General features: G+C 45.7%; 28 protein-coding genes and 1 tRNA gene. 13 read left to right on the forward strand and 16 right to left on the reverse strand.

The features are described from left to right. Positions 1–5: 5 nt before the first annotated feature. Positions 6–3,623 carry a DNA polymerase III subunit alpha gene (dnaE, locus tag C2755_RS07220; RefSeq protein ID WP_215320449.1) on the reverse strand — a complete coding sequence of 1,206 codons (3,618 nt, stop codon included), beginning with the start codon at positions 3,621–3,623 and terminating at the stop codon, positions 6–8. Positions 3,624–3,626: 3 nt separating this feature from the next. On the opposite strand from dnaE, the gene gluQRS reads away from it, so the two are divergent. Continuing rightward, positions 3,627–4,583: a tRNA glutamyl-Q(34) synthetase GluQRS gene (gluQRS, locus tag C2755_RS07225; protein ID WP_215320451.1), complete on the forward strand. Its 957-nt coding sequence runs from the start codon at positions 3,627–3,629 to the stop codon at positions 4,581–4,583. Here the strand turns inward: gluQRS and C2755_RS07230 are convergent. The 3 genes from C2755_RS07230 to C2755_RS07240 all read right to left on the reverse strand — a co-directional run bounded on the left by C2755_RS07230 (position 4,570) and on the right by C2755_RS07240 (position 7,791). Further along, on the reverse strand, positions 4,570–6,048 hold the full coding sequence (locus C2755_RS07230) for a DEAD/DEAH box helicase (RefSeq protein ID WP_215320452.1): 1,479 nt from the start codon (positions 6,046–6,048) through the stop codon (positions 4,570–4,572). The genes gluQRS and C2755_RS07230 overlap by 14 nt on opposite strands. 6 nt (positions 6,049–6,054) lie before the next feature. Continuing rightward, on the reverse strand, positions 6,055–6,462 hold the full coding sequence (locus C2755_RS07235; RefSeq protein ID WP_215320454.1) for a heme-binding protein: 408 nt from the start codon (positions 6,460–6,462) through the stop codon (positions 6,055–6,057). A gap of 144 nt (positions 6,463–6,606) precedes the next feature. Continuing rightward, positions 6,607–7,791 (reverse strand): alanine--glyoxylate aminotransferase family protein, encoded by a 1,185-nt coding sequence (locus C2755_RS07240; protein ID WP_215320456.1) that lies wholly within the window; start codon positions 7,789–7,791, stop codon positions 6,607–6,609. 216 nt (positions 7,792–8,007) lie between these two features. Between C2755_RS07240 and C2755_RS07245 the strand changes: the two genes are divergently transcribed. Together C2755_RS07245 and C2755_RS07250 are read left to right on the forward strand one after the other, a co-directional pair. Beyond that, complete coding sequence (locus C2755_RS07245; protein WP_215320458.1) at positions 8,008–8,694, forward strand: GntR family transcriptional regulator; 687 nt, start codon at positions 8,008–8,010, stop codon at positions 8,692–8,694. Next, entirely contained in the window at positions 8,691–11,768 is a 3,078-nt protein-coding gene (locus C2755_RS07250) for an FAD-binding and (Fe-S)-binding domain-containing protein (RefSeq protein WP_215320460.1), read from the forward strand. Before C2755_RS07245 ends, C2755_RS07250 begins: the two co-directional genes overlap by 4 nt. Before the next feature lie 33 nt (positions 11,769–11,801). Here the strand turns inward: C2755_RS07250 and C2755_RS07255 are convergent, their stop codons facing one another. Genes C2755_RS07255 through queG form a run of 3 tightly spaced genes read right to left on the reverse strand, consistent with a single transcriptional unit; the run spans position 11,802 to position 14,068 of the window. After that, positions 11,802–12,143, reverse strand: coding sequence for an AzlD domain-containing protein (locus C2755_RS07255; protein ID WP_251368449.1), 342 nt, complete (start codon positions 12,141–12,143; stop codon positions 11,802–11,804). A gap of 17 nt (positions 12,144–12,160) precedes the next feature. After that, the gene (locus C2755_RS07260; protein WP_215320462.1) at positions 12,161–12,946 is read right to left on the reverse strand and encodes an AzlC family ABC transporter permease; all 786 of its coding nucleotides are present in this window, start codon (positions 12,944–12,946) and stop codon (positions 12,161–12,163) included. Positions 12,947–12,973: 27 nt separating this feature from the next. Next, complete coding sequence (queG, locus tag C2755_RS07265; RefSeq protein ID WP_215320463.1) at positions 12,974–14,068, reverse strand: tRNA epoxyqueuosine(34) reductase QueG; 1,095 nt, start codon at positions 14,066–14,068, stop codon at positions 12,974–12,976. A gap of 43 nt (positions 14,069–14,111) precedes the next feature. Here queG and tsaE point away from each other — a divergent pair, with 43 nt between their 5' ends. From tsaE to C2755_RS07295, 7 genes are all read left to right on the forward strand, one after another. Next, positions 14,112–14,654, forward strand: coding sequence for a tRNA (adenosine(37)-N6)-threonylcarbamoyltransferase complex ATPase subunit type 1 TsaE (gene tsaE / locus C2755_RS07270; RefSeq protein ID WP_215320465.1), 543 nt, complete (start codon positions 14,112–14,114; stop codon positions 14,652–14,654). 14 nt (positions 14,655–14,668) lie between these two features. Then, positions 14,669–16,015 carry an N-acetylmuramoyl-L-alanine amidase gene (locus C2755_RS07275; protein ID WP_215320467.1) on the forward strand — a complete coding sequence of 449 codons (1,347 nt, stop codon included), beginning with the start codon at positions 14,669–14,671 and terminating at the stop codon, positions 16,013–16,015. A gap of 86 nt (positions 16,016–16,101) precedes the next feature. Continuing rightward, positions 16,102–16,177 (forward strand) — tRNA-Lys (locus tag C2755_RS07280). A gap of 151 nt (positions 16,178–16,328) precedes the next feature. Continuing rightward, the gene (locus tag C2755_RS07285; RefSeq protein WP_215320469.1) at positions 16,329–16,619 is read left to right on the forward strand and encodes a hypothetical protein; all 291 of its coding nucleotides are present in this window, start codon (positions 16,329–16,331) and stop codon (positions 16,617–16,619) included. Next, positions 16,597–16,731 carry a hypothetical protein gene (locus C2755_RS10420; protein ID WP_256441227.1) on the forward strand — a complete coding sequence of 45 codons (135 nt, stop codon included), beginning with the start codon at positions 16,597–16,599 and terminating at the stop codon, positions 16,729–16,731. Before C2755_RS07285 ends, C2755_RS10420 begins: the two co-directional genes overlap by 23 nt. 168 nt (positions 16,732–16,899) lie before the next feature. Continuing rightward, positions 16,900–17,142, forward strand: a complete 243-nt coding sequence (locus C2755_RS07290) for a hypothetical protein (protein WP_251368450.1) — start codon at positions 16,900–16,902, stop codon at positions 17,140–17,142. Between the two features lie 152 nt (positions 17,143–17,294). Next, positions 17,295–17,996 (forward strand): haloacid dehalogenase type II, encoded by a 702-nt coding sequence (locus tag C2755_RS07295; RefSeq protein WP_215320471.1) that lies wholly within the window; start codon positions 17,295–17,297, stop codon positions 17,994–17,996. Between the two features lie 33 nt (positions 17,997–18,029). Here the strand turns inward: C2755_RS07295 and C2755_RS07300 are convergent, their stop codons facing one another. The 5 genes from C2755_RS07300 to C2755_RS07320 form a co-directional block, all read right to left on the reverse strand. Beyond that, entirely contained in the window at positions 18,030–18,221 is a 192-nt protein-coding gene (locus C2755_RS07300) for a hypothetical protein (protein ID WP_215320473.1), read from the reverse strand. Positions 18,222–18,250: 29 nt separating this feature from the next. Then, positions 18,251–18,511 carry a translation initiation factor IF-1 gene (infA, locus tag C2755_RS07305; protein WP_215320475.1) on the reverse strand — a complete coding sequence of 87 codons (261 nt, stop codon included), beginning with the start codon at positions 18,509–18,511 and terminating at the stop codon, positions 18,251–18,253. Between the two features lie 85 nt (positions 18,512–18,596). Beyond that, positions 18,597–18,800, reverse strand: a complete 204-nt coding sequence (locus C2755_RS07310) for a cold-shock protein (RefSeq protein WP_215320477.1) — start codon at positions 18,798–18,800, stop codon at positions 18,597–18,599. A gap of 306 nt (positions 18,801–19,106) precedes the next feature. Beyond that, entirely contained in the window at positions 19,107–19,448 is a 342-nt protein-coding gene (locus C2755_RS07315) for a helix-turn-helix domain-containing protein (protein WP_215320480.1), read from the reverse strand. A gap of 44 nt (positions 19,449–19,492) precedes the next feature. Beyond that, positions 19,493–19,819, reverse strand: a complete 327-nt coding sequence (locus C2755_RS07320) for a hypothetical protein (protein ID WP_215320482.1) — start codon at positions 19,817–19,819, stop codon at positions 19,493–19,495. Positions 19,820–20,105: 286 nt separating this feature from the next. On the opposite strand from C2755_RS07320, the gene C2755_RS07325 reads away from it, so the two are divergent. The 3 genes from C2755_RS07325 to C2755_RS07335 are packed head-to-tail and all read left to right on the forward strand — an operon-like array spanning position 20,106 to position 23,191. Further along, positions 20,106–20,699, forward strand: coding sequence for a response regulator transcription factor (locus C2755_RS07325; protein ID WP_215320484.1), 594 nt, complete (start codon positions 20,106–20,108; stop codon positions 20,697–20,699). A gap of 3 nt (positions 20,700–20,702) precedes the next feature. Continuing rightward, positions 20,703–22,460 (forward strand): hybrid sensor histidine kinase/response regulator, encoded by a 1,758-nt coding sequence (locus tag C2755_RS07330; protein ID WP_215320486.1) that lies wholly within the window; start codon positions 20,703–20,705, stop codon positions 22,458–22,460. Between the two features lie 23 nt (positions 22,461–22,483). Further along, complete coding sequence (locus C2755_RS07335) at positions 22,484–23,191, forward strand: outer membrane protein (protein ID WP_215320488.1); 708 nt, start codon at positions 22,484–22,486, stop codon at positions 23,189–23,191. A 164-nt stretch (positions 23,192–23,355) separates the two neighbouring features. On the opposite strand, the gene C2755_RS07340 is transcribed toward C2755_RS07335, so the two are convergent. From C2755_RS07340 to C2755_RS07355, 4 genes are all read right to left on the reverse strand, one after another. Then, on the reverse strand, positions 23,356–23,517 hold the full coding sequence (locus C2755_RS07340; protein WP_215320490.1) for a hypothetical protein: 162 nt from the start codon (positions 23,515–23,517) through the stop codon (positions 23,356–23,358). 297 nt (positions 23,518–23,814) lie between these two features. Next, entirely contained in the window at positions 23,815–24,750 is a 936-nt protein-coding gene (locus tag C2755_RS07345; RefSeq protein WP_215320492.1) for a hydroxymethylglutaryl-CoA lyase, read from the reverse strand. Positions 24,751–24,760: 10 nt separating this feature from the next. Beyond that, entirely contained in the window at positions 24,761–25,954 is a 1,194-nt protein-coding gene (locus C2755_RS07350; protein WP_215320494.1) for a CaiB/BaiF CoA-transferase family protein, read from the reverse strand. Between the two features lie 119 nt (positions 25,955–26,073). After that, positions 26,074–26,682, reverse strand: coding sequence for a glutathione S-transferase (locus C2755_RS07355; protein WP_215320496.1), 609 nt, complete (start codon positions 26,680–26,682; stop codon positions 26,074–26,076). Positions 26,683–26,693: the final 11 nt, after the last annotated feature.

Raw genomic sequence — 26,693 nt, forward strand, 5'->3', positions numbered from 1 at the left:
TACGATCAGTGATACTGAATCTGTACAGGATCTTTTTGCTTAGAAGCTAGGATTTGATTTAGTCCGTGCAAGCAAGCATCGTCTGGATAAATACGCAACTCTTCTGGGAACTGCATCAAGCATGCGCCCCCACTGGTAGTAACGGCAGCCGTCAGCATTAAGCCTTTCATACCATCATTCGATCCCGGCGCAGCAGGGGCAGATGCACCAAGCTTAGGATCACGCACACGATTAGCCATAAGGTAGGGATTAATTTGGCTACGGAGCATCTTGATATCAATTGCGTTATCAATGCAGACATGAACATTGCGAGCAAAACGCATACGCGCACCCGTGATATCCATCACTGCCTCAGACACAATGCGCATACCGCCTGAGAACTTATCAGGCGTCACATTGACCTTGGCAACCAAGAGCTCATCTTCTTTTAGCCAAGAGCGATTAGGCTCGTAGACTTCGCTATACAAAGTGACTTCGAGGGCAGCAGAGCCATCATCGATAGTTGCAATCATCATGCGACCGCGTTGCCCAGTCAGCATTCGTGCTGAAGTGATAATGCCGGCAATGAGTTGATCTTTACCCTCTGTTACCTTAGCTAAAGGCTGCCGGATAAAGTGAGAAGTCTCATCGCGATAGGCGTCAAACATGTGCCCCGTTAGGCAAAGACCTAAGGCATTCTTCTCTTCTTGCAAACGCTTCTTCTCAGACCAGATAGGCTCGCGCACTAACTCTGGAAGATGGCGATCCTCTTCGCCAGCTGCCTCAAACAAGCTCACCTGGTGAATCGATGCCTCCGCTTGCTCAGCAGCCTCAATCGCTCTAGCTAAAGAGGCAAGCAAGGTAGAGCGAATGTCATACAAATTTCCGCCCGCAGGAAGAGAGTCACGATACAAGCTATCAAACGCACCAGCACGCATCAGCGCTTCAATAGCGCGGCGATTGACTTGTCTACGATCCACTCTTGCACAGAAATCAAACAAATCTTTAAATGGCCCGCCACTTTCACGCGCCTTCACGATGGATTCAATTGCTGCCTCACCAGTACCACGCACAGCACCTAAGCCATAACGAATGTGGCTGATGGATGAATCTGGAGCTGCATCGGGTGCGCGCAATGGCGTGAACTCATAAACACCAGTATTGATATCAGGAGAGAACACCCGAATGTTATTGACTAAGCAATCGTCATACAGAATTTTCACCTTATCGGTGTCATCCATTGCGAGTGATAAGTTGGCCGCCATAAATTCAGCTGGGTAATACGCTTTGAGCCAAGCAGTTTGATACGCCAAGAGTGCGTATGCAGCAGCATGGGACTTATTAAATCCGTAGCCAGCAAAACGCTCCATCAAGTCATAGATCTCATTTGCCTTTGACTCGGTAATGCCGCCCGCTTTTGCACCATCACTAAAGATTTTGCGATGCTGAGCCATCTCTTCAGGCTTTTTCTTACCCATCGCACGACGTAACATGTCGGCACCACCTAGTGAGTAGCCACCAATCATCTGCGCCATTTGCATCACCTGCTCTTGGTAGACCATAATGCCGTAGGTCTCACGAAGAACAGGCTCAATTCGGGGATCTGGATACTCCACTTTTTGACGACCATGCTTACGTTCAATAAAGTCTGGGATCAAATCCATTGGGCCTGGACGATACAACGCTACCAAAGCAATAATGTCCTCAAAGCGGTCAGGCTTGGCTTCACGTAGCATGCCTTGCATACCGCGGCTTTCTAGCTGGAACACGGCAACGGTATTGGCGCGCTTGAGAACATCAAATGCTTTTTCATCATCGAGCGCAATCTCACCGATATTCCAGTCTCTGCGATCAGCGTGTAATGCTTTAATCCAACGCTCTGCTGCTGCCAAAATAGTAAGCGTAGTCAGACCCAGGAAGTCGAACTTCACCAAGCCAATCGCTTCTACGTCATCCTTATCGAACTGGCTAATAACGGAGCTACTGTCTTGATCTTTACTTTCTTGCGTATAGAGCGGACAAAAATCGGTGAGACGCCCTGGAGCAATTAATACGCCACCCGCATGCATACCGACGTTACGGGTCATACCCTCTAGCTGTTGCGCCAAGGAAAGTAGTTGACGCACTTCATCTTCATTCTTTTCGCGCTCGGCTAATTGCTTCTCTTCCTTCTTAGCCATCTCAATGGTCATGTACTGACCTGGCTTATTCGGAATGAGTTTAGCGATACCGTCTACGAAGTTATAACCCTGCTCTAATACGCGCCCTACGTCACGAATCGCCGCTCTCGCAGCCATCGTGCCAAAGGTAGCAATCTGACTTACCGCATCTTTGCCGTATTTATCTTTTACATACTGAATCACACGGTCACGACCATGCTGACAGAAGTCGATATCGAAGTCGGGCATCGATACCCGCTCTGGATTTAGAAAGCGCTCAAAGAGTAGGTTGTAACGGAGCGGATCCAAATCGGTAATCCCGAGTGAGTAAGCCACTAAAGAACCAGCACCCGATCCGCGACCAGGGCCTACAGGCACGCCATTATTTTTAGCCCAGTTAATGAAGTCCGCCACAATCAAGAAATAGCCTGGGAAACCCATTTGAGAAATCGTCTTGACTTCAAATACCAAACGATCGTGATAGCGCGCCATTTCTTTTTCGCGCTCTTCTACATCCGGGAAATTGCGCTCCATGTGGCGCTTCAAACCAATTTCCGATTGCTGCAAAAGGTAGTCATCGAGCGTAATACCAGGAGGCGTAGGGAAATCTGGTAAACGCGGTTGACCTAATACCAATGAGAGATTGCAACGCTTGGCAATTTCAACCGAGTTCGCCAATGCGGCTGGCAAATCTGCAAAACGTTTTTCCATTTCCTCTTGGGTTAGGAAGTACTGCTCGTCATTAAACTTTTTGGTTCGACGTGGATTGCCGAGTAACTCGCCTTCAGCAATACAGACCCGGGCCTCATGCGCAGTAAAGTCGCTCTTTTGCATGAACTGCACTGGGTGTGTTGCCACCACTGGCAAATTTAACTCGCTGGCCAGATGACAGGCAAGTTGGAGTTGTTTTTCATCTTGAGGATTACCACCGCGCTGGACCTCGATATAGAAAGACTTCGGAAAGAGTTTTTCGTAGCGTCTAGCAACAATCTTCGCTTGATCTTCTTGCCCACCCAGTAGCGCGATGCCGATTTCACCCATACGTGCGCCAGAAAGTGCAATCAAGCCATAAGAGAGTGTGCGCTTGGCAGCTTTATCCTCTGCTTTTGCAGCGGGCTCACTAAACCAAGCGGCATCGACTTCAGCGCGACCACGGGATTGATTGTCGAGAGATGCCCTACTGAGCAACTCACATAAATTGAGGTAACCGGAATGATTTTGTACCAAGAGCAATAAGCGATGAGGCTGATCTGGATCCTGAGGATTGCTCACCCAAACATCCGCCCCAGCAATGGGCTTGATCCCGCCAGAACGGGCGGCAGTATAGAACCGCACCAAACCAAATAAATTACTTAAATCGGTAATTGCTAACGCACCCATCTCATCTTTGACGGCAGCAGCCACCGCATCATCAATGCGCACGACTCCATCCGTAATCGAAAACTCGGAATGGACGCGGAGATGTACAAAACGGGGTGAAGCCATGAGATGATTTTAGCTGTGTCGACATTCAAAAACCCTCCACCCCCAACCGGCGGCTATCGCGGGCGATTCGCCCCCTCGCCTACTGGTCCGCTACATGCCGGATCCCTGGTTGCTGCCCTGGGAAGCTGGCTAGATGCCCGAAAAAACGGGGGTAAATGGCTGCTCAGAATCGAGGATTTGGACACCCCAAGGTGCCTCCCTGAGGCAACCAGGCAAATTCAGGCTCAATTGCTCGCCTGTGGCCTTTCTTGGGATGAGGAGGTCGTACAGCAATCTCAGCGCCAAGAGGCTCATCAAAGGGCTTTAGAACGCTTAAATGGGCTTCAATGCCTGTATTCCTGCACTTGTTCAAGACAAACCATTGCCAATGCCCTGGCCAAGCTCGGAATAGAAACTTCCCGAAACCAAGAAATGGTCTATCCCGGCACCTGCCGCCCCGCTACCTTAATTAGCAATCCCGCAGAATCTTTCGGGGAATTGCAGCGGGCTTGGCGGATTGCCCTTCCCCAAAATTGCCATATTGAATTTAGGGATTTAGCTCTAGGCTCTCAAAACCAAAACCTCAATACAGAAGTGGGTGATTTTGTAATACGCAGAACTGATGGCTTATTTACTTATCAGCTAGCTGTAGTGGTTGACGATGCCGAGCAGAACATTACACACATCGTTCGTGGCAAAGATTTGCTGAGTAATACTGCAAGGCAAATTTATCTACAAGAGATATTGGGATACAAGCGGCCAGAATATCTTCACCTGCCACTGGTGCTGGATGAGCACGGTGAAAAACTCAGCAAGCAAACTTTAGCCACCCAAATCAATACGCAAGATGCAAAGCACTCGCTGATAGAGCTACGTAAAGCGGCAACACATTTGGGATTGCAGAATTTGCCGGATGGCGAGAATGTCACTATTGCAGAGTGGCTGCTTGCAGCCACTCATGCATGGCCTACTTTTTCTTAAAGCCGCCGAGTAAAGCGCCAACAGCGGGCTTAGCAGGGGTAATGCCCGCCTTCTTCTCTTCTGGCTTAGCGGGATCTGCAGAAGCTGATGGTGCTGCAGATGGCTCGTAAGGCTTGTAGAAAAAGGGGTCAGACATTTTGGCTGGTGCACTGTAAGAACTTCTAGATCCACTGGAGCCGCCATAACCACTAGATGAAGGGCGGCTTTGTGAAGGTTCACCTGCTGGTAAAGGCTGCACATCCAGCTTGCGCTTCATTAGCTTTTCGATATCGTCAAGCAAACGCTTTTCACTGGCATCCACCAAAGCAATCGCATCACCTTTACTACCAGCACGACCCGTACGGCCAATGCGGTGAATAAAATCTTCTGCGTTGTAAGGCAGCTCGTGATTAATCACGCACGGCATATCGGGAATATCTAAACCTCGAGCAGCCACATCGGTTGCTACTAATGCTTCGATTGCGCCAGATTTAAATGCGTCCAAAGTTAAAGTACGCTCACCCTGACTCTTGTCACCATGAATCGCGCCCGCTTTAATACCGTCACGCTCTAAGGCACGAGATAACTTTGCACAGCCTAAACGACTATTGGTAAAGATGATGCATTGGCGTGATAAACCAGCACGCGTGCGCGCTTCTAATACTTTGACAATGGCGCGTTGCTTATCAGCTGATGACACCATATGAACTACTTGCTTCACCGTATCGGCGGCGGCATTTTGACGAGCCACTTCAACCGTTACTGGAGTGCGCAAATAACTTTGTGCCAGCTTCTTAATTTCTGGTGAGAACGTTGCAGAGAACAACAATGTCTGTCTTTGCGCAGGAATCAAATCAATGATGCGCTGTAGGTCAGGCAAGAAACCCATATCAAGCATGCGATCGGCTTCATCTAAAACCAAAATCTCCACTTGGGAGAGGTTGGCCACTTTAGAGCCAATGTGATCAAGCAAACGTCCTGGAGTGGCGATCAAGATCTCTACGCCATTACGCAGTATTGATACTTGTTCTTTCATATCCACGCCACCATAAACAACGGCAGCGCGTAAATCAGTGTGTTTGGAATAGCTTGCCGCATTCTCGGCTACTTGCACTGCCAGCTCACGGGTCGGAGTGAGAACCAATGCACGGATTGGATGACGTGCTGGCGATGCGCTATTACTGGCGTGACGCAATATCTTTTGAATAATCGGCAATACAAAGGCAGCTGTTTTACCAGTACCAGTTTGTGCTGCACCCATTAAGTCACTGCCCGCCAATACATGCGGAATAGATTGCGCTTGAATCGGAGTAGGAATGGTGTAACCCTGCTCAAGAACCGCTTTTTGAATTTTCGGATCTAAACCAAAGTCAGCAAAAGTGATTGTTGCCGCAGGGGCAGCAGCAGCGCTAGTAATATCAGTAACGCTAGGGGTAGCGGTGTCGCTAACCCCTGAAGAATTTATTTCAGTAGCAGTATTTGTCAAGGTAACTTACAGGATGGCCGCAATGCCAGCCTTAGCGGTTTCAGCATCCTCGGTCGATTTAACGCCGGAAACGCCGACTGCGCCGATGGTAAACCCATTTACATCGATATTGACCCCACCCTCCAACATGCCCGAAATATGTGGGGCAGATAAGAAAGAGGTGCGGCCGTTGTTAATAATTTCTTCATAAACGCGACTCTCACGTTTACCCATTGCAGCTGTACGTGCTTTTTCTTGTGCAATGTATGCAGATACCGGAGCACAACCATCACGACGAATCAAGCCCAACATATGACCGCCGTCATCACAAACGGCAATCGTTACAGCCCAATTATTGGCAGCCGCATGATTATTTGCTGCGTCCAAAATCTTTTGAGCATCAGCTTGAGTGAGGTAAGGTTTAGTCGCAGTCATGTTTAATCTTTCTATCTCGAATATGGTGTATTTATTTTATGCACTTCTATATAAGTACTTGAATTATAAGGGGTGTAACCAGATTGAACCTGAGGAATCTAGCTCCACCCACCCTAATTTGCTCTAAGTTGCCCTAAGTACTTCTTATTTAAGGAACTCTTGGGCTGCAACGACTCCGCTGGCCTTCGGTTTGTAACCCATAGAGCCCAGACTCATCTCTACCCCACTGAGGGCGGCCATCAAGCTCAATTCATTGCAATCGCCTAAATGGCCAATGCGAAATGCCTTGCCTTTGATCTTGCCTAAACCCGTTCCCAAGGAGAGGTTAAATTTCTCCAGTGCATGTTTACGCAATACGTCAGCATCCATACCTTCTGGTGTCGCGATACAAGTAAGCACCGGTGAATAGCAGTCTTTATCTTGACACTGAATTTCTAGACCCCATGCATTAACCGCTTCACGACAAGCAGCAGCTAAACGTTGGTGACGTGCAAAGATCGTATCCAATCCTTCGGCCATCATCATGTCCATGGCTTCATGTAAACCATACATCAAATTGGTGCTGGGAGTCGTTGGCCAATATCCATTTTTATTAGACTCTAGAATCTCATCCCAAGCCCAATACGATTTATGTATTTTGTTTTTTTCACTAACTTCAATTGCACGCGGTGATAAAGCATTAAAGCCAATTCCAGGTGGCAACATCAAGCCTTTTTGTGAGCCGGAGATAGTTACGTCCGCGCCCCATTTGTCATGTTCGTAATCGGCTGAACCCAAGCCGGATACGCTGTCTACGAGCAATAAGGCAGGATGCTTTAAGGAATCAATTGCTTTACGAACCGCTGCAATATTGGAGGTAACGCCAGTTGAAGTTTCGTTATGCACAACACAAACTGCTTTGATCTCATGACCAGTATCTTTGCGCAAACGCTCTTCAATCAGAGATGCATCTACACCCCAACGCCAAGAATCTTGTCCGGCTTTACCAACCACTTCAACGTCTAAACCAAGACGCTTACCAAGTGCACGCCACAAGTTTGCAAATTGACCAGTTTCATAGAACAACACTTTGTCACCAGGATTGAGAACGTTGACTAATGCACCTTCCCAAGCACCCGTTCCGGATGCGGAATAAATAATGACCGGTTGCTCAGTTTTAAAAATCTTTTTGATGCCATCCAACACCTTGAGGCCGAACGCACCAAATTCTGGACCACGATGATCGATAGTTTGATAGCTAATGGCGCGCAGTACGCGTGGGGGCACAGGACTTGGGCCAGGGATATGTAAAAAATGGCGTCCTGATGCGTGGTTATCAAGTTTCAACATGCTTTGTCTCACTTTTAAAGTGTTTATAGGTAGTAATTTCTGTTGATAGTGTATGACAATTTTTAGTAAATTTCCATTTTGTATACAAATTATTTTAAATAATCATCAGAATAAAGCCTAAATTAAGCATTTAAAGGCTGTATTTATACCTTAAGATAGTTTATTCTTATTTTGTATACAAATTAATAAGCCAATAGCTTAACTAAGGGTTGATCCATGACCGCAATAGAACAGCCAAATTCACAAAATTTGCATGAAGCGACTTTCGAGAAGCTGAGATCCCTCTTGGTTGAGGGCAAGATTGCCCCTGGCAGCAAATTGAATGAACGTGAACTGGCTGAGAGCCTCAACGTCTCCCGCACACCCATTCGGGAGGCGATTCGCCGTCTAGCAGCCGAAGGTTTGGTAGAGCTGATCGCCAATCGTGGTGCGATTGCTGTGCAACTCAGCCTTGCAGATGTTTTAAATACGTTTGATGTCATTGCAGACCTCGAGGGATTTTCTGGAGAATTGGCTGCCAACAATATTAGCGATGCCACCCTCTCTGAATTAGAAGCCCTCCAATATGAAATGATGGCCTCCTATGCGCGCCGAGATTTATCGAGTTATTACAAACTCAATTTACGTATTCATCACTTGATTAATCAGGCGGCAAACAATCCTGTTCTCTCCAAACTCTTTACGCAAGTCAATGCGCGCATTGAAGCATTACGCTTTCGTTCCAATCAAGATGGCGTTAAGTGGGAAAAGGCTGTGGAAGAACATCAAGAAATACTCGATGCCCTTAAGGCAAGAGATGGTGTCCGCATGCGCAAAATCATGATCCAGCACGTCAGAAATAAACGCGATGTGGTTGCTCAATTACTCCAATCAGAATCCCCGTTAGAATCCGCCAAATCATGAACAAACCCTTAGATCTTAAAGAACTCATGGTTGATCAAGCGGCTTTAGCGGCACGTCTTCGCAAGGAGACTTCAGGTGAGGTGATGACTGATAGCGCCAGTCGTGGCCGCTATGCAACCGATGCCTCAATCTATCAAGCCATGCCGGTTGCAGTCTTTGTGCCGAAGACTGCACAAGATATTGCTAGCGCGATTCAGATTGCAGCGGAGATGGGTGTACCCGTTCTACCGCGTGGAGGCGGTACTAGTCAGTGCGGTCAAACTACTGGCGCAGCACTAGTTATTGATAACACCAAATACTTCAGAAATGTTTTAGATCTCAATCTGGATCACGGTTATGTTGAAGTTGAACCAGGCATTGTCCTAGACCATCTCAATGGCTCACTCAAACAACACGGTCTTTGGTATCCAGTGGACGTTTCTACTGCTGGACAAGCGACGATTGGCGGTATGGCCGGAAATAACTCTTGTGGTAGCCGCTCAATCGCTTACGGCAATATGGTGCATAACGTTTTAGGTATTGATGCTTGGTTAGCAGACGGCAGAGTTGCTAACTTTAGCGATTACGCAAGCAGTACTGGTGCGGCAAAGCAGTTGGGTGGTTTTGTTAAAAACCTAGCCACCACTCTCCAACCAGAAATCGAAGCACGCTTTCCTAAGGTGTTGCGCCGTGTTGCAGGATATAACCTCGATATCTTCCACCCTCAAAGTGAATTACCTTATACCCAAGATGGCAGCGTCAACCTTGCGCACCTTTTAGTTGGTAGCGAAGGCACCCTTGGGTACTTTAAGTCCCTCAAACTCAAGCTTGCGCCTTTGCCACAACATAAGGTGCTGGGTATTGTGAACTTTGCTAGCTTTTATAAAGCTATGGATAGTGCTCAGCATATTGTGAAGTTAGGTCCAACTGCTGTTGAGCTGGTTGATCGCACCATGATTGATTTAGCGCGTAGCAATCCCAGCTTTAAGAAAACCATTGAAACCGCCTTAATTGATCACACAGCCCAGACTCCGGAAGCCATCTTGTTGGTAGAGTTTTCTGGTGGGACTCATGCACCATTACTTGAGAAGCTAAAAGCCTTACAAGAACTCATGAGTGATTTAGGTTTGCCAGGATCTGTTGTACCCATGCCTGATGCTTCTTTGCAAAAGAACTTATGGGAAGTGCGCAAAGCGGGCCTCAACATCATGATGAGTCTCAAGGGTGACGGCAAGCCGGTGAGCTTTATTGAAGACTGTGCTGTTCCACTAGAGAGTTTGGCTGAATATACCCAAGCCTTAACAGATGTGTTTTCTAAATATGGATCACGTGGTACTTGGTATGCCCATGCTTCTGTTGGCACCTTGCATGTGCGCCCTATTTTGGATATGCGCAGAGATGGCGCCCAGAAAATGCGTGCGGTTGCTGAAGAAGCTTCCGCCTTGGTACGCAAGTACAAAGGCGCCTATAGCGGTGAGCATGGCGATGGCCTCTGTCGTGGCGAATGGATCTCTTGGCAGTTTGGCCCCAAGATCACTGAAGCCCTCGCACAAATCAAACACGCTTTTGATCCAAAGGGATTATTTAATCCAGGCAAGATCATTAATCCACCTAAGATGGATGATGCGAGCAACTTTAGATTTCCGCCAAGTTACAAAGTCATTCCTCTACAGCCTGTATTAGATTGGTCTGCTTGGAATGTGCAAAACGATGCTATTACAGAAGCAACTACTGCCCCTGGCACAGGCGGTGACCCAGCCATGGGCTTAGCTAAAGCAGTGGAGATGTGTAATAACAATGGCCACTGCCGCAAGTTTGATGCTGAAGTGATGTGCCCTAGCTATCGCGTAACGCGTGATGAGAAACACCTCACCCGTGGTAGAGCAAATACCTTGCGTCTAGCGCTTTCGAATCAACTCGACATCAAAGATGAGGCCTCACCGCTCGGTAGCGATGCGATTAAAGAGGTGATGGAGCTATGTGTGAGCTGTAAGGCTTGTCGTCGCGAATGCCCTACTGGCGTAGACATGGCGAAGATGAAGATTGAGTTCCTCTCCGCCTATAAGAAACGTGTTGGACACTCGTTACGGGATTTAGCGGTTGCCTATTTACCTAAATACGCCCATACGATTAGCGCTATTCCATTCTTGCCAGCATTACTCAACTTGCGCAATCACATTAAACCTATTGCAACACTCCAAGAGTGGGTCATGGGTATTTCTGCACAAAGAAGCTTGCCGAGCTGGAAAAGCAAGACCTTCTGGAATCAGAAAGCAGCAAACTCTTATGAGTACACACCAGAGCAGCTTGCTAGCAACCCTGATGGCAAAGGCATAGTTCTGTTGGCAGATACCTTTAACGCCTACTTTGAAGATGAAAATCTCCAAGCGGCATTAAAAGTACTCAATGCTGCTGGCTATCGCGTGCATATTCCGCACAAGAGTCAAACAAATAAAACAAAGCAAGCTAATAACAATGAAAATGGCTGCTCTAAAGAATTTTGCTGTGGCAGAACCTATTTAGCTGCAGGCATGGTCGATAAGGCAAAAGCCACTCTCGGTGAATTGGTTGATCACCTCGCGCCATACGCAGCTAAGGACATCCCAATCATTGGTTTAGAGCCTTCCTGCTTATTTACCTTGAAGGATGAAGCCTTGGTGATGGGTTTTGGTGACAAAGCAATAAGTGTTTCTAAGCAAGCGCAATTACTCGAAGAGTTTTTATCTAGCGAAGTACGAGCAGGCAAGCTCAAATTGAATCTCAAAGCGGCCGATAAGTCAGTGCTTTTTCATGGTCACTGCCATCAGAAGTCATTTGCTGCAGTGACCCCTGCAATAGAATTACTCAAGCTCATTCCTAATGCAGAGCCTAAATTGATTGAATCTTCTTGCTGCGGTATGGCCGGTAGTTTTGGCTATGAAGCCGAGCACATTGAAGTGTCTAAGCAAATGGCAGAAGCTAGTCTTTTGCCTAGTATTCGGAAATCACCAGACAGTTGGGTGGTAGCCGATGGCACTAGTTGTCGCCATCAAATTGCCGATGGCACCCAACGAGAGGCTGTACATATCGCCAGAATTTTGGCGGCGCATCTATAGGAGAAAAAAGAGAATGGAGCGGCGTATTTTTATTTAACGAATGACGCCATAACCCACCATTAGCAAAGTTCCTGTCAGCAAGGCAGGAACCAAACGCTTGGTGGGTTTAGAGATCATCACGCCGATAGCTAAAGCACAAATCAGCGCTCGTATCCACAAAGGTACGGTTGCCATCAGGCCGAGCGGCATCACAATCAAACGAATAGTTAAAGCAGCAACCATCGCATAGGTCACAGCAGCCAGCCAGCGGAAGATCTCGCTATCTTGGTTGATGCTTTGCGATAGCAATACACCGATCGCACGACAGAAGTAGGTGCCCAGACAGGCGCCCACTAAGGCAATCCACAAACCCCATCCAGAGAGGGCGTTAGTCATGGTGTTGATTGTGTCTATCATCCAAGCACCCCAGATTTTTTGCGCAAGAACTTACGGTCAATAAAGTAGGCGATAGTTCCGGAGACTAATCCTGCGGTTAATAGGCTGGTATCGCGATCAACTATGAAGAAGATGGGGCCAAAGATACAACCTAAGCAAATCGCAATACGGTTAATCCAAGGCTTTACTTCAGTAAATGTCAGTAAGAAAAACAAGGGATTAATAAATACCAATCCTAAGGTGACTGGTTTGGGCACCATACCCGCCAAGTAAAAACCCAGAATGGTTCCCGGAATAGAAATCAACCAGCATAGCAATCCCAAGCCAACAAAATAGCTAAGGCGATGCTTCACTTCAATCGCATGAAACTCGCGCATGGAGATAGCCCATGCTGTCATCGCTAATAGATGAACAGAAGCATATAGACTGCGATTGCGATCTTTTTGGTGGAACTGAGGAAAGAGTGTCACCGTCATCGTAATGAAGCGCGTGGATGTCAGCGTGACAGCCAAAGCGATAGCCACAACAGATGAGCCGGTAGTAGCCATCTCGAGCAAGACCACCTGCCCCGGTAATGCAAACATAAAGAAGGAAGTAAAGGTCGTAAACCAAACATCAAAGCCGTTGGTTTTACCCATTGCTCCGAAGCCCACCATGCCAGCAAAGAGCACCATTGCTGGAGCGCCCGCTGCATCCCGGATACCAGACCAAAACGCATCGCGTGAATTTTTAAAGCGCTCTGCCGCAGACTCTTCTAGCGCGATTTCGCTGGGATCAATATAGGGCTGGTCTGCGGATGACATAACTTAATTGTAAGCTTTATAGGACTTCTAAGCCTTCAGGGCCCATTTAATATGCTCAGCTACTAGAGCATCAGCTTGGGCAAGTGCCTCACTTAAAGCTGCGCGTATGGCTGACTTATCAGCTTCGACTACCTGATTACTTGCTAGCCCATTACCCATTGCTACAGCCAAATTACGACGCCAGCGGCTATAACCAATTCTGCGAATGGCACTGCCTTCATGTCGCCGCTCAAATTCCGCTTCAGTCCAGGACCACAGGTGCAAAAGTGATGCCTGCCCCAAGCCATGGCGTCTGGCAAAGTCTGGTAACTCAGTGCGTTTAGCAAATTTATTCCATGGGCAAATCAGTTGGCAATCATCACAGCCATACACACGATTACCCATCGCACTTCTAAATTCAACTGGTATGGCTTCAGGATTTTCAATAGTGAGATAAGAGATACATCTACGTGCGTCTAATTGATACGGCGCAGTAATGGCTTGAGTAGGGCAAATATCGATACAAGAGGTACAGGTACCGCAATGCTCTTCAATCTCTTGATCTAATGGAAGTGGTACATCCACCAAGATCTCACCCAAAAAGAATGTCGAGCCAGATTCTCGATTCAGTAAGAGCGTGTGTTTGCCGCGCCAACCTAAACCCGCCTTACGTGCCAACTCTACTTCCATCAGCGGAGCCGAGTCTGTGAACACGCGATAACCTAATTTACCAATGCGCTCTTCAATGAGTAGGGCAAATTCTTGCAAACGATTACGAAGTACCTTGTGATAATCACGCCCTCTGGCATACATCGAGACCACTGCTTGAGTGGGATCTTCCAAGCGTTGCCACTCAGTATCGAAATCAGTTTCGGGCGGAAGGTAATTCATGGACACACAGATGACGCGCACGGTACCGGGAACTAAGAGCTCGGGATTGGAGCGTAATTCAGCATGGCGTTGCATGTATTCCATGTGACCGTGACGACCCTCAGCCAGCCATTCCTGCAAACGTTCTGTTGCAGGCCCCAAATGAGTGTCGGTAATGCGTAAGCCATCAAATCCTAAGGATGCAGCCTGCTCCCCAAGCCAATCACGTAGATTGGACTCACCTAAAGATTGAGGACTAGTAGATAAAGGCATATGGAATACAGAATGTAGCGCAATAATTGAATAAACTAGGGGAATGGCTCAAACACAGGCAACCACAGCAATTCCGCTCACTGCAATAGATCTCTATTGTAGGCAGGAAGCCGATACCGCCTCTCTTGCTAAGCATCTGGCTGCCAGTTTTGAGCACTTTCTGACTAATCAGCCAGGTTCCCATTTAAACATCTCTCTAGAGGGTGATCTTGGTGCTGGCAAAACGACCTTTGCGAGATACCTCATCCAGGCGCTAGGTCACGAGGGCAAAGTAAAGAGTCCTACCTATACTTTGTGCGAGCCTTATCCGCTGCAATTAAAAGAGCAAGCAATCACTGTTCATCACTTTGATTTGTATCGCATGCGTGATCCCCTGGAATGGCAAGAAGCGGGATTTGCAGAGCATTTTGATGTCCCGGGTATTTGCTTAATTGAGTGGCCAGAAAAAGCAGAGGGCACTTTGCCTGCATTTGATATTCAGATTCAGTTAGCTGCTGGTGCGGATGAAAATGAGCGCATCATCACAATCAATGTTTTATCTGCGCAAGGTAAAACCTTGGTTGATGACATACAAGCGTCTCGGTAAGAGCTAAGCAGTTAATGAGTAATCAAAAAATCAATCTCTCCAGAAGGCAACACCTCAAGACTTCTGCGAAGTTCTTAAGCTTTGCTCTTTTGCTGACTGAGCTTGATATTGCTTGGGGTGCCAAGATATTAGGTGTGCGTGTCTGGCCTTCTGAGGACTACACTCGCGTTACCCTGGAATCTGATAAGCCGCTCCCGATTACGCAGCAGATTTTGACGAACCCAGATCGCTTGGTAGTTGATGTACAGGGATTAGAGCTAAATCCGACTCTTAAAGATTTAGTAGCCAAGGTCAAGCCAAATGATCCGTATATCTCGCAAGTTCGGGTTGGGCAGTTTCAACCGGGGGTTGTGCGTTTGGTGTTTGATTTAAAAGAACCGATCAAGCCGCAACTCTTTACGCTTGATCCCATTGGTGAGTACAACTACCGCATGGTGTTTGACCTCTACCCCACTACGCCACCAGATCCATTAATGGCTTTAGTGAGAAGTAGCGCCAAGAAAGAAAGCGCCCTGGAAAAATCCAATGAAGAGGTGGATCTCATTGCACAGTTCGCCACCAAGAAAGAAAAAGAGCTGGCTAAAACTCCAGCAGCACCAGTTGCGCAAGCCATTCCAGACCCCAAGGAATTGCCAGCGCCTGCTAAGTACAAACGTTTGATCACGATTGCAATTGATCCTGGTCACGGTGGTGAAGATCCTGGCGCCATCGGTGCAGCCGGCTCACGAGAAAAGAATGTAGTGCTTGCAATTGCCAAGAGACTCAAAGACAAGATTGAAGGCGAAGCCTATATGCGCCCTTTCTTAACTAGAGATGGCGATTACTTTGTCCCACTGCATGTCAGGGTTCAAAAAGCGCGACGTGTTGAAGCTGATTTATTTGTATCAATCCATGCAGATGCCTTTATTGAAAGAAACGCCAAGGGAGCATCCGTATTTGCACTTTCTCAAATGGGAGCTAGTAGTACTGCTGCCAGATGGATGGCCAACAAAGAAAATGCTTCCGACCTTATTGGCGGCATCAATATCAAGACTCAAGACAGGCAAGTTGCTAACTTGCTATTGGATATGTCAACTACGGCCCAGATCAAAGACTCACTACAAGTGGGCAACTCGATTCTGAAGCAAATTGGAGGATTTGCACCCCTACATAAGGGGAAGGTGGAGCAAGCCAGTTTTGCGGTATTGAAGGCTCCAGATATTCCCTCAATCCTCGTTGAGACGGCTTTTATTAGCAATCCACAGGAAGAAGCCCGATTAAACGATGATGGCTACCAAGACCGAATAGCAGAGGCTATTTTGAAGGGAATTAAGGACTATTTTTCCAAAAATCCACCGGTGGCCAGACGGGTCAACTCCTAGGAACTTGTAAGTACAAGGGCTGAAGGGCAGACCCCACAAACCCAGGGAAGACCCACAAACTTCTTGCTATAATTTATGGCTTAACTGGGTCGGTAGCTCAGTCGGTAGAGCAGCGGACTTTTAATCCGTTGGTCGCGAGTTCGAATCTCGCCCGACCCACCAGTTATACAAAAGCCTCTGGAGAAATCTAGGGGCTTTTTCTTTTAACAATCGGTTAATTGGCATTACCCCCTTTCAATTGAAACCTTAATTAGCATCTTGTTTTAATATCATGCTATAATGCAATCATGCTGCATGAATATAGGAGAACGCCATGGGCGCAGTGATAGATCATCAAGTTATTAAATCCATTGGATCCAGTGGGCAGATCTCGCTTGGCAAAGAGCATGCGGGACGTCAGGTATTAGTGGAAACGCCTGAACCTGGCGTTTGGGTTATTCGTACCGCCACAGTTATTCCCGACAATGAGCGTTGGGTACATACGCCCGCCATTAAAAAGGACTTATCAGCAGCCTTGGTCTGGGCACAAAAAACGCCAGCCAAAGCAACTGACCTTTCTAAACTAAAAATGGCTAAAACTCATGGCGCAAAACGCAAAGCCTGAGCCTTTAGTTGAGCTTGATCTGAATAGCCCCATCTTCCAATCTACCTGGGAGAGTTTGGAGCCATCCGAACAAGAGAAAGCCTTAGCCACTTTTAGAAAATCACGCAATTGACCTGGAACCAGGTTTACCGCGATAAGGGATTGAAGTGGGAAAAGATTCATAGCATTCCCACACCAAAAGGCATTGATGCACTCTACTCATTTCGAGTTAGCAAATCAATCCGGGGAATTGGCTTCAGAGAAGATCATTTCCTAAGGGTTTTATTAATTGAACCAGATCATGATGCTGCTTATGGAAAAAAATAATCCCATAGAAAAGCCTTTTGCGGTAACTCCAAGCAAAGATATACGTAATTCATCAGATCCTGATATTGCTGGATCCTACTACGCCATGCAACGTGCTGGACAAGCTGCAATAGACTTGGCAATTCAAACCAATACTGCAATCGTAACTATCATTGATGGCAAGATAGTGCGGATCCCTGCCGCAGAACTCATTAAGCTGCGCCAACTTACGGCCTAAACACCGTTGGTCGCGAGTTCGAATCTCGCCCGACCCACAAGTGATATGAAGCCTAAGAATGAAAGTTCGGGAGTTTTTTATTTGGAATTCCGCTAATATCCGATAAGAGGGGCTCCTTTCCACTACATACCAACCCAAAAAGAACTTTAAAAATGAGTACAGATCCCAAAATACTAGCCTTTGATGTCTTTGGAACGGTGGTTGACTGGCATGGATCAATCGCGGCCGAAGCCAAAAGACTCAGCCTGCCAGTTGATGCAGATGAATTCGCTACCGCATGGCGTAATGGTTATAAACCAGCAATGGCCAAGGTGCGCTCTGGAACTCTGCCATGGACAAAGATTGATGATTTGCATCGTATGATCCTTGATGACATATTGAAGACATTCAACATTACCTCGTTGTCGGAATCACAAGTACAAGAATTAAATCTAGTTTGGCATCGCCTCAATCCCTGGCTAGATACAGTCGAAGGGCTGACAAGATTAAAAAGTAAATTTACTATCGTTACCTTATCCAATGGAAATCTCGGCCTACTTGCAGATATGGCTAAGAATGCAGGACTTCCTTGGGACTTAATTCTTTCAGCAGAAGTATTTCGTCACTACAAGCCTGATCCAGAAACTTATTTAGGTGTCGCGGAGATTTTCAATGTCCTCCCCGAACAAGTGATGCTTGTGGCAGCTCACAAAGATGATCTTCTGGCAGCAAATGCCTGCGGGCTTCAAACGGCCTTCATTGAAAGACCGCTAGAGTTTGGCCCTAACTTCTCAAGGCAAGACTTGCATCGTGAAGAATTTACCACTTACCACGCCAAAGATCTTACGGACCTTGCAACTCAATTGCACTGCTGATACCCAATTATTGCAATAGACATCAGGCAGATTTTAGTGAGCAGCTTGAATACTGTTGATCATAATGAGGACATCTTTTAATCCATCTTTTGCTTGTTTGGAATGTGTCGGTAACTTATGGTGGCAATAGGCGATTAAAGAAAAACCACCCGAAGGTGGTTTTACTATTTCTTGCTTGCCTGGGGCAGCATCGACCAGAGCCTGAGATTCTTTGCAAACATTCATTTAACTTGCAGTTTTAAACTTCAAAGCTATCAATATCGCCTCTTCGGCGCACCAGCGAAAGATTGCTTCTTCTCAAGATGTCTAAATGTAATGCGGCCTTTGCTCAAGTCATAAGTAGAGATTTCTAAAGAAACCTTATCTCCTGCCAATATACGGATGTGATTTTTTTTCATTTTTCCCGCTGTATAGGCAATAAGCTTATGGCCATTATCTAAAGTAATCCGATAACGAGAGTCTGGCAAAATTTCATCAACAAGACCTTCCATTTCAAGCAATTCTTCTTTTGCCATTTAACATCCTTAATAAAAATAAAAAGCCCAGTCATGCTGGGCTTTGGACCAGGCAAATAATTTCCGCCTGGCATTTACTGCTGATTTAAACAGGTTGAATATTGGATGCTAACTTGCCTTTAGGGCCAGTAGTAATATCAAAAGTCACTTTTTGACCTTCAGCCAATGTCTTAAATCCGTTGCTATTAATTGCTGAAAAATGGGCAAATAAATCTTCGCCACCGAGTTCAGGGGTAATAAAGCCGAAGCCTTTAGCGTCGTTAAACCATTTCACAATTCCGTTTGCCATATCTGACTATTCCTTAAAAAATATAAAAGGGGCTAAGCCCCAAATGAGGCGAAAGTCAAGAATGGCGGGGGAGATGCTAAGAAGAACTATCGCAGAACTGCGGTATTAATTACTAGTACAACAACACTATTAGCTTGAAAATCGTTAAATGTATTTTACTCTACTTTAGTAACAAAAGACTATTTACCAACAAATCACCTTTATAACAGCCCTAGGTAACGTTAAAAGCACCTTGGCAACCCGCTGGTTCCGAGCTGGAATCTTGCCCGACCTACCAGCTATAGCAATCTTTGGGCTGAGCGGCCCTTAATGCAGGTGCTCTGATACAGGCAGAGCCAAAGGTGCAGGATTGACCATTAACAGCTCATTAGCACTGAGCCCTGAAGCAAAGAGCTGGGCTAGCTCAGGCGGAATGTTCTCATTGGCACAATAAATTCCCCTTTGGCAACCAAACTTGATAACAATTAACCCAACAGCCGTAAGTCTCTTCAAATGAAAATCTAGCGTGCCTGAGTCCACACCAAATTTATCAATAATTTCTTTTGGTCTTACCCCCACTTTTCCGGAGCGATAGATGGACATGAATACCTTAAATCTGGTCTCATGACCAAGAGCTTCAAAAATCGGCAGGTATTGGGAGATTTCCATAAATTTATCCTCAAACATTGAGAATGAAGATCTAGACAAGTGAACTAGTTTGATGTGCCTGTTGTGAAATCTAAGATAGGTTGTGATTGGCCATGAAAATCGCGCATTGCAATATCGTGCACTGATTCACCAACTTCTAAGACCTCTTCTCTCACTTCATATTTAATGAGTCGGATTTCTTCGGATAGGGCTTCAGACTTCGGATCCAAATACGCAGGGATCTGGTGCGGATTATTTGGATTGGCGCGAACAACGTCATCCCCGCCCAATTGGATGTTCGTTGCGGCAATCGCCACAGAGCCAAATACGAGCAATACAAGCATTAATAAAGCAACGAGTTGGTGGCGACCAAAAATAGAAGTTGATGGCATGGCGGATCTCCGAAAAATTGAACTTGAGCCATCCTAAAAGCTCCACTATCTCTTATCCATAGCACTTTAGCTCTAGTCATGCAATTGTCATGATTTTCTCCAAGACTGAGTTTTGCGGATTCTGGTAGAACCCGCTGATTAGCTCTTCTAATTAAAGGTTTGATCTTAAAAATTGATCTTGGTCAATATTCGCCCTAGAGCTAAAGTACTAGGTAGATTGAAGTTACAAATGACATAATTATTCAACCAAATATAGCCATTAAAACAAGCAAAAATAGGGGTTTACATGCATTCTGTGTCATTGTTGATCGTCGATGATCATCCGGTATACAGGGATGCTCTCCATCAGTTTCTTACTCGAAAATTCTTTTCCTCTGGTACTCAAGTATTTTCAGCAAATTCGATTAAAGAAGGTCTCAATATCGTCCGCTCTAAGAAGTCCAAATGGATCATTCTTTTGGACCTATTAATTCCGGATTCAGAAAATCAGCTTTTCGGGATCCAAGAATTTAAAAAGTGCGAAGACATCATTGCGATTGCCGCGATATCAGGTCTAGAAAAAGAAAGTCTAGAAAACGAGTGTCTTGATGCTGGTTGCAGTATTTTTATCCCGAAAAGCAGTGACACCTCCTTCATTTATCAAAGTTTGTGTAACTTGATGGGATTGAGTCCAAATGAGGCTGAACTGACGCAGCTTACAGACAGGCAAAAGCAAATCCTTCACCATATTTCCAATGGTGACTCCAACAAAATGATTGCCTACTCTCTTAATATCAGCGAACAGACTGTAAAGGTCCACTTAGGTGAGATCTTTAAGAAGATCAAAGTATTTAATAGAACACAGGCTGTTATTAAAGCCAAAGAGAATGGGTGGGTATAAGACATGGATGCCTTCTCAATGCAAAACAGCAATGAATTACTGCTCGAAGAAAAGTATCAATTTCTTGAAACAGCCTCTAAAGCTAATACGGCTGGAACAGTTATTGGGCCCTTGCTCACTGGAATCTTAGTATTTCAGGAGGCGCCCCTTAGACCCCTCTCCATCTGGCTAGGAGTCATGTTGCTCTGCGTGATATTCAGGGCCTATATGGTCTTTACTAGAAACAAAGATCCACAATTGTCGGTCAAAAGAAAAATATTCAACCTGAATCTTGGTGTATTCACAGTGACTGCATGTTGGGGCTTAGGCTGGCTCATTGTTGCACCAACCCTCCCATTTAACTTGCAGTGCTTATATCTTTTGATGAGCTCAACTGCAGTGTTTGTAGGGCTTTATGGTTACTCGATTCATCGCTCAACCTTTATCTGCTTTGCACTACCGATCTTTGCAGGTCAATTTATTTCCTCGCTGACACCTCCGTTCATGTTTCCATGGCCGATCCTCATGGGTGAATTTGCGTTTTCACTGTACGCAATCAAAATGTCATCTTATTTTTCCAGCTCATGGATTAAAACAGTCAGCCTACAAATTCAAAACCAAGCTCTCAATAAAGAATTAGAGCTCGAGCGCAATAGTGCAATTGCGGCAAATATTACCAAATCAAAATTTATTGCAACCGCTAGCCATGACCTCAGGCAGCCACTTCATGCTGTCAATATCTATCTAGATCTATTTGAGCCAAATAAACTCAATCCCAAGGAAAAGATTAACTTCCTACAAATCAGAAAGAGTATCCAAACCTTAAACTCCATGTTTAAGTCTCTTTTAGACTTGAGCAAGTTGGATGCGGGTGCATCCAATAAGCTAGAAAAGCCTTTTGAACTCATAGAGCTGGTTGGCTTCTTATCCAATACCTTTACCCCCATTGCAGCCAGTAAAAATCTAGTGCTTCAGTTTGACTTCTTTAACATGGGAGTCAATGGTGACAAGTTTCTGCTGCAGCAGCTGCTTGGCAACTTAATATCTAATGCAATTCAATACACGGCATCGGGAACGGTTAAAGTCAAACTCACCTCCAGTAATGATTGCTTGCACATATCCATCAAAGATACAGGCTATGGCATTGACCCAACCCTACTAGATAAGATATTTGATGAATTCTTTAGGGTGGATAGCACTCGAAACATGCATGATGGTCTTGGCTTGGGTCTATCGATCGTCAAGCGACTCTGCAAAACATCCAATACAGACTTGGTCGTTGAATCAGAGCTGGGATCTGGTACCACTTTCAATCTTCAAACACAGTATTCCACCATTACCCTCGCTGAGGGTGCTGAAACACTAACCCAACGATCAAACCTATTGGCCCCAAATACTCAAGAAGCTCTTTTGGAAGCAAAAACAATTGCGGTTTTTGAAGATGATCACACTATTTTTGAAGCCTATAAGCAAGCGCTGACACAAAATGGGTTCAATGTTCTATTACTCTCCGAGAATAGTCACGAATTGGCAAACCAATTAGCCACTATTAATCACATTGATTGCATTCTCAGTGACTATCGCCTGGAAACGACTACTGGAGATCTCATTATTCAGCAACTGCGCGATAGTTTTGGCATAGACATTCCATCCATCATCATTACCGCGGACACCTCCCCCCAGCATATTCAGCTATTTAAAGGCTTAAATATTGAGGTGCTATATAAGCCCATCGGCTATAGCGATATCGTCGACGCAATCAAGCTACTACTAAAAAAATAATATTAAATTGAAAGATCTAATAAATGAGTACTTTTAAATTCATCCGCCTTGCAACAATCATTACCATCCTATTTTCTGGCTACGTGTATGCAGAGACCAAAGCAAATTCCTGGTCTGGCGCATACGGACAAGTGGGTTTAATTGGGTACGAGAGTTATATACCCAAAGGCGCAAGTGGGACAACAACAACTGCGAGCGGGGTTACATTTCCGAATACCTCAACTGCAGATCACGCCAATGGGCCTGCAGCCAATATCGGAATCGGCTACAACTTTGATCTAGGCAGCAGCTATTTATTGGGCATTGGCGCTGCTTTGTATCCCGGCCACTCGAGATCTGCAAGCTCTACGCTAGTGACAACTACGCCCGCCGGTGCATCTGTGAAAACCGGAACATATGATGTGTCAAACATTTTTAGTTTTTCTTTGCTCCCGGGTTATGTCATTGATCAGGCCCGTTTGGTTTATGGAAAGATAGGTTACGCTGGGTCAACCCTCAACGCAAATTCACCCGGAAACTATCCGCAGCAATCCAATAGAGTGAATGGGACCGTTTATGGCATTGGCTATAAGCAATTTATTGCAGGATCCATCTATGCATTTGGCGAAGGAAACTACGCTGTGAATAGAGCAAAAGCAGTAACCGTGCTAACGGATAGTGGCGCTACCGTGAAATCTACTGCCGATGCAACTGGATACGATATTGTTTTGGGCGTTGGCTACCACTTCTAATAGGCACAGATCTTCAGAGCAAAAAAAACCACCCCGAAAGGTGGTTATCAATATTCAAAAAACCGTCATGGAAATTTGAATAGCTACTGGATTCCTTTATAAAAGCTATCATCAAGAAGAATCTTGATCTAGGTCAATCATTCACTGCCGCTAGAACTAAAGTATTAGTCTTGAATCGCTCTAACATTACCCATTGGGTCTGAGTGAACGCTCGGCAATGCTGGAGATTGATCCTCTGCATTAAGTTTATTAAAGGCCATCGCGCTTGCGATACCGATCAAGAATGCGCATACCGCCACAATTAAATTTGTATTGAGTTTTCCCACTTGACTTCCCCATATGAATTAAAAAATGAAAGCTAATTTCTTTAGCCGGGGGAATAGTAATTCATAAAATGTGAAAAATTTATTAAAAACACATTTATTAGAGCTAAAGTATTAGCGAGAATTTAGAGACGCTAGCACTAAAGTTTTATATCAAATTTATTTCAGTCTCTTATGATGAATCGTCATTCAGCGATCAACAAAGGAGTCTCTATAAAAATCCACGCACTCAGCCTCCTTTGCGGTGGTGAGAACTAAGTGATCTAAATGGTCAATCATGCTTGTCTTCTTATCTACGCCTTATTGAGCGCGGCGTAATTCATCCACGTAACTTGGCTCAGGATGCAACGTGGAGGTAGTACCGGCCTTTGCTACCTGCCCCGGCACCTCGTGCCCCACAATCTTTGGCAATTCTCTTGCCAGCTGTATTAGCTTGGGAATATTCATGCCGGTGTCATAACCCATCGCATCGAGCATATGAATCGCATCTTCACTGGAAATATTGCCACTTGCACCTGGTGCATACGGGCATCCGCCCAGGCCACCCAATGAACCGTCAAAACGAACAATACCGGACTGTACTGCAGCTAAGACATTGGCTAAGCCCATGCCTCTAGTGTTATGGAAGTGCAACGTCAGCTGTAGATTTGGGAATTGCTTCTGCAATGTATCGCACATTCTCTTTACTTGGTCAGGATTTGCCATGCCTGTGGTGTCGCAGATTGTTACACCTCTTACACCGAGGTCTGCAAAACGTTTAGCGAACCCTTTAACCACCGTTTGAGAAACCTCCCCTTCCATGGGGCAGCCAAAACTAGTGGAAAGGGAAACATTAATGGGTGTTCTGCCATTAACGTACTTAATTACTTCAGCCAATCCAGTAAAACTTTTTTCTCGACCCATTCGTAGGTTGGCTAAGTTGTGAGTCTCTGAAGTCGACATCACGAGATTAAATTCATCAGCCTTAGATTCCAAAGCGCGCTCGGCACCTCTTAAATTGGGGACTAAGACGGTGTACTCCACTCCAGGCACACGCTTAATACGCCCCATCACTTCCTCGGCATCTCGTAGCATCGGAATCGCCTTAGGCGAAGTAAATGAGGTCACTTCAATTTTGGCAAAGCCGCACTCACTAAGCTCATCAACCAGCTTTACTTTATCGTCTGTTGGTACAAAATTGGGCTCAATCTGGAAACCGTCCCGCATTACAACATCATTGAAATAAATTCTGGTCATGGTTTAATCTTTATTTAGAAAATGCAATGCCGCGCTCTTTTAAAGAGGCGACCTGATCATCACTCAAACCAATGCTTTTGAGTATTTCATCGGTGTTCTGCCCAATATCTGGCGCAAGAGTCTTTATGGATCCTGGTGTACGCGATAACTTCGGAATCACGCCCGGCACATCCAACTTTGTGCCATCTTGCATCTGAATCGTTTGAATATTTTCTCGGGCTTTGTAGTGTGGATCGTTTGCAATATCAGCAACCGTATAAATTTTTCCCGCTGGTACGGATACAGAATCTAACGCCTCTAATGCTTTGGTGGTAATGACTGTTTTAGCCCACTCGCCGATAGCTTGATCAAGCTCAGCGACTCGTTTGACGCGACCGTCATTGTTTTCTAGCTGAGGATCATTGCCTAAATCTTCACGCCCAATCACTGTCATTAGGCGCTTGAATATGCTGTTGCCATTGCCAGCAACCAATACATAACCGCCATCAGCACACTGGTAGGCATTAGTTGGGGCAATGCCAGGTAAGGCGCTACCGGCCGCTTGCCGCACTTCACCAAATGCGCTGTATTCAGGCAACAGACTTTCCATGCAATTAAAGACTGCTTCATACAATGCAATATCAATAATCTGACCTTTACCACTGTTATGACGCTCTTGCAGTGCTAGCAAGATACCAATCACACCATGTAAAGACGCTAAAGTGTCGCCAATGCTGATACCAACCCGCACCGGCACTCTGCCAGGCTCAGCAGTGAGATGTCGCAAACCGCCCATAGCTTCTGCAACCACACCAAATCCTGGTTTATCTCTGTATGGGCCAGTCTGGCCATAACCACTAATGCGAAGAACAATTAACTTAGGATTGAGTTGAAGTAATTTTTCTGGATCAAGGCCCCAATTCTCCAATGTTCCAGGGCGAAAGTTTTCGATTAATACATCAGCCTCTTTGACTAAGGTCCTGACAATATCCTGCGCTTCCGCTTTTCTTAAATCCAGGGAAAGTGATTTCTTATTGCGTGACTGCACTTGCCACCATATTGAAGTGCCATCTTTAAGAAGACGCCACTTGCGCAATGCATCGCCCTCTTTGAGTGTTTCGATCTTGATAACATCAGCACCAAAATCAGCCAAGGTCTTTGCGGCAAAAGGTCCAGCAATGAGTTGCCCCATCTCTACGACTTTTAACTTTGATAATGGCTCCATCAAATCCCCTGAATTATGCTTTTATGCTCCAAGTGGGTACTTTAAATCAATCAGCAATTGATCTAATAAAAGCCTATTTTCTGAGCTTAAAACTTCGCCCTCAGTATTACGGGGAGTGCTCAATCATTCCAGGTGGGATATTTTTGCATGACTGAATCGAATAATTCAGATTCAAGCTGCTGAGTGAGCCATTTTTTGACTGCGGGTATAGAGGTTTGCTCAAACCTTTTGGGATCCACCATTGAAAACTGTCTAATGAATGGGAAGATAGCCACGTCCACCCAAGTTAATCTATCTCCCATTAGGTATTGGAAGTTTTGCAGCGCATGCTCCATAGGGAGCAACATGACTTGCAATGCTTTATCTAGAATTGCCTCTGGATCTAGCTCTGGGAATCGATTGGGATATTTATATTGATCTAATAGAGTCTTAAATGGGCCATCATTTTGTTCAATCCAAGAATTCGCGATAGACTCATCAACCTCCCCCCACCCATGCGGGTCAGACTGTTGCAACGCCCAATGCAAGATATCTAGGCTTTGATCTAATACGAGATCATCAATCCGCAAAACAGGGACCGTTCCTTTGGGAGAGAGCTGTAACATCGATTGCGGTTTATTGCGCAACTCAATTTCTCGGTGCTCAACCTGAATACCCGCATACTTCAATGCCATGCGGGCTCGCATGGCATATGGACATCTTCGATAAGAATACAAAGTGGGTGTCATGCAAGCACTTT

The organism is Polynucleobacter sp. MWH-S4W17, from assembly GCF_018687535.1.
GTDB lineage: Bacteria > Pseudomonadota > Gammaproteobacteria > Burkholderiales > Burkholderiaceae > Polynucleobacter.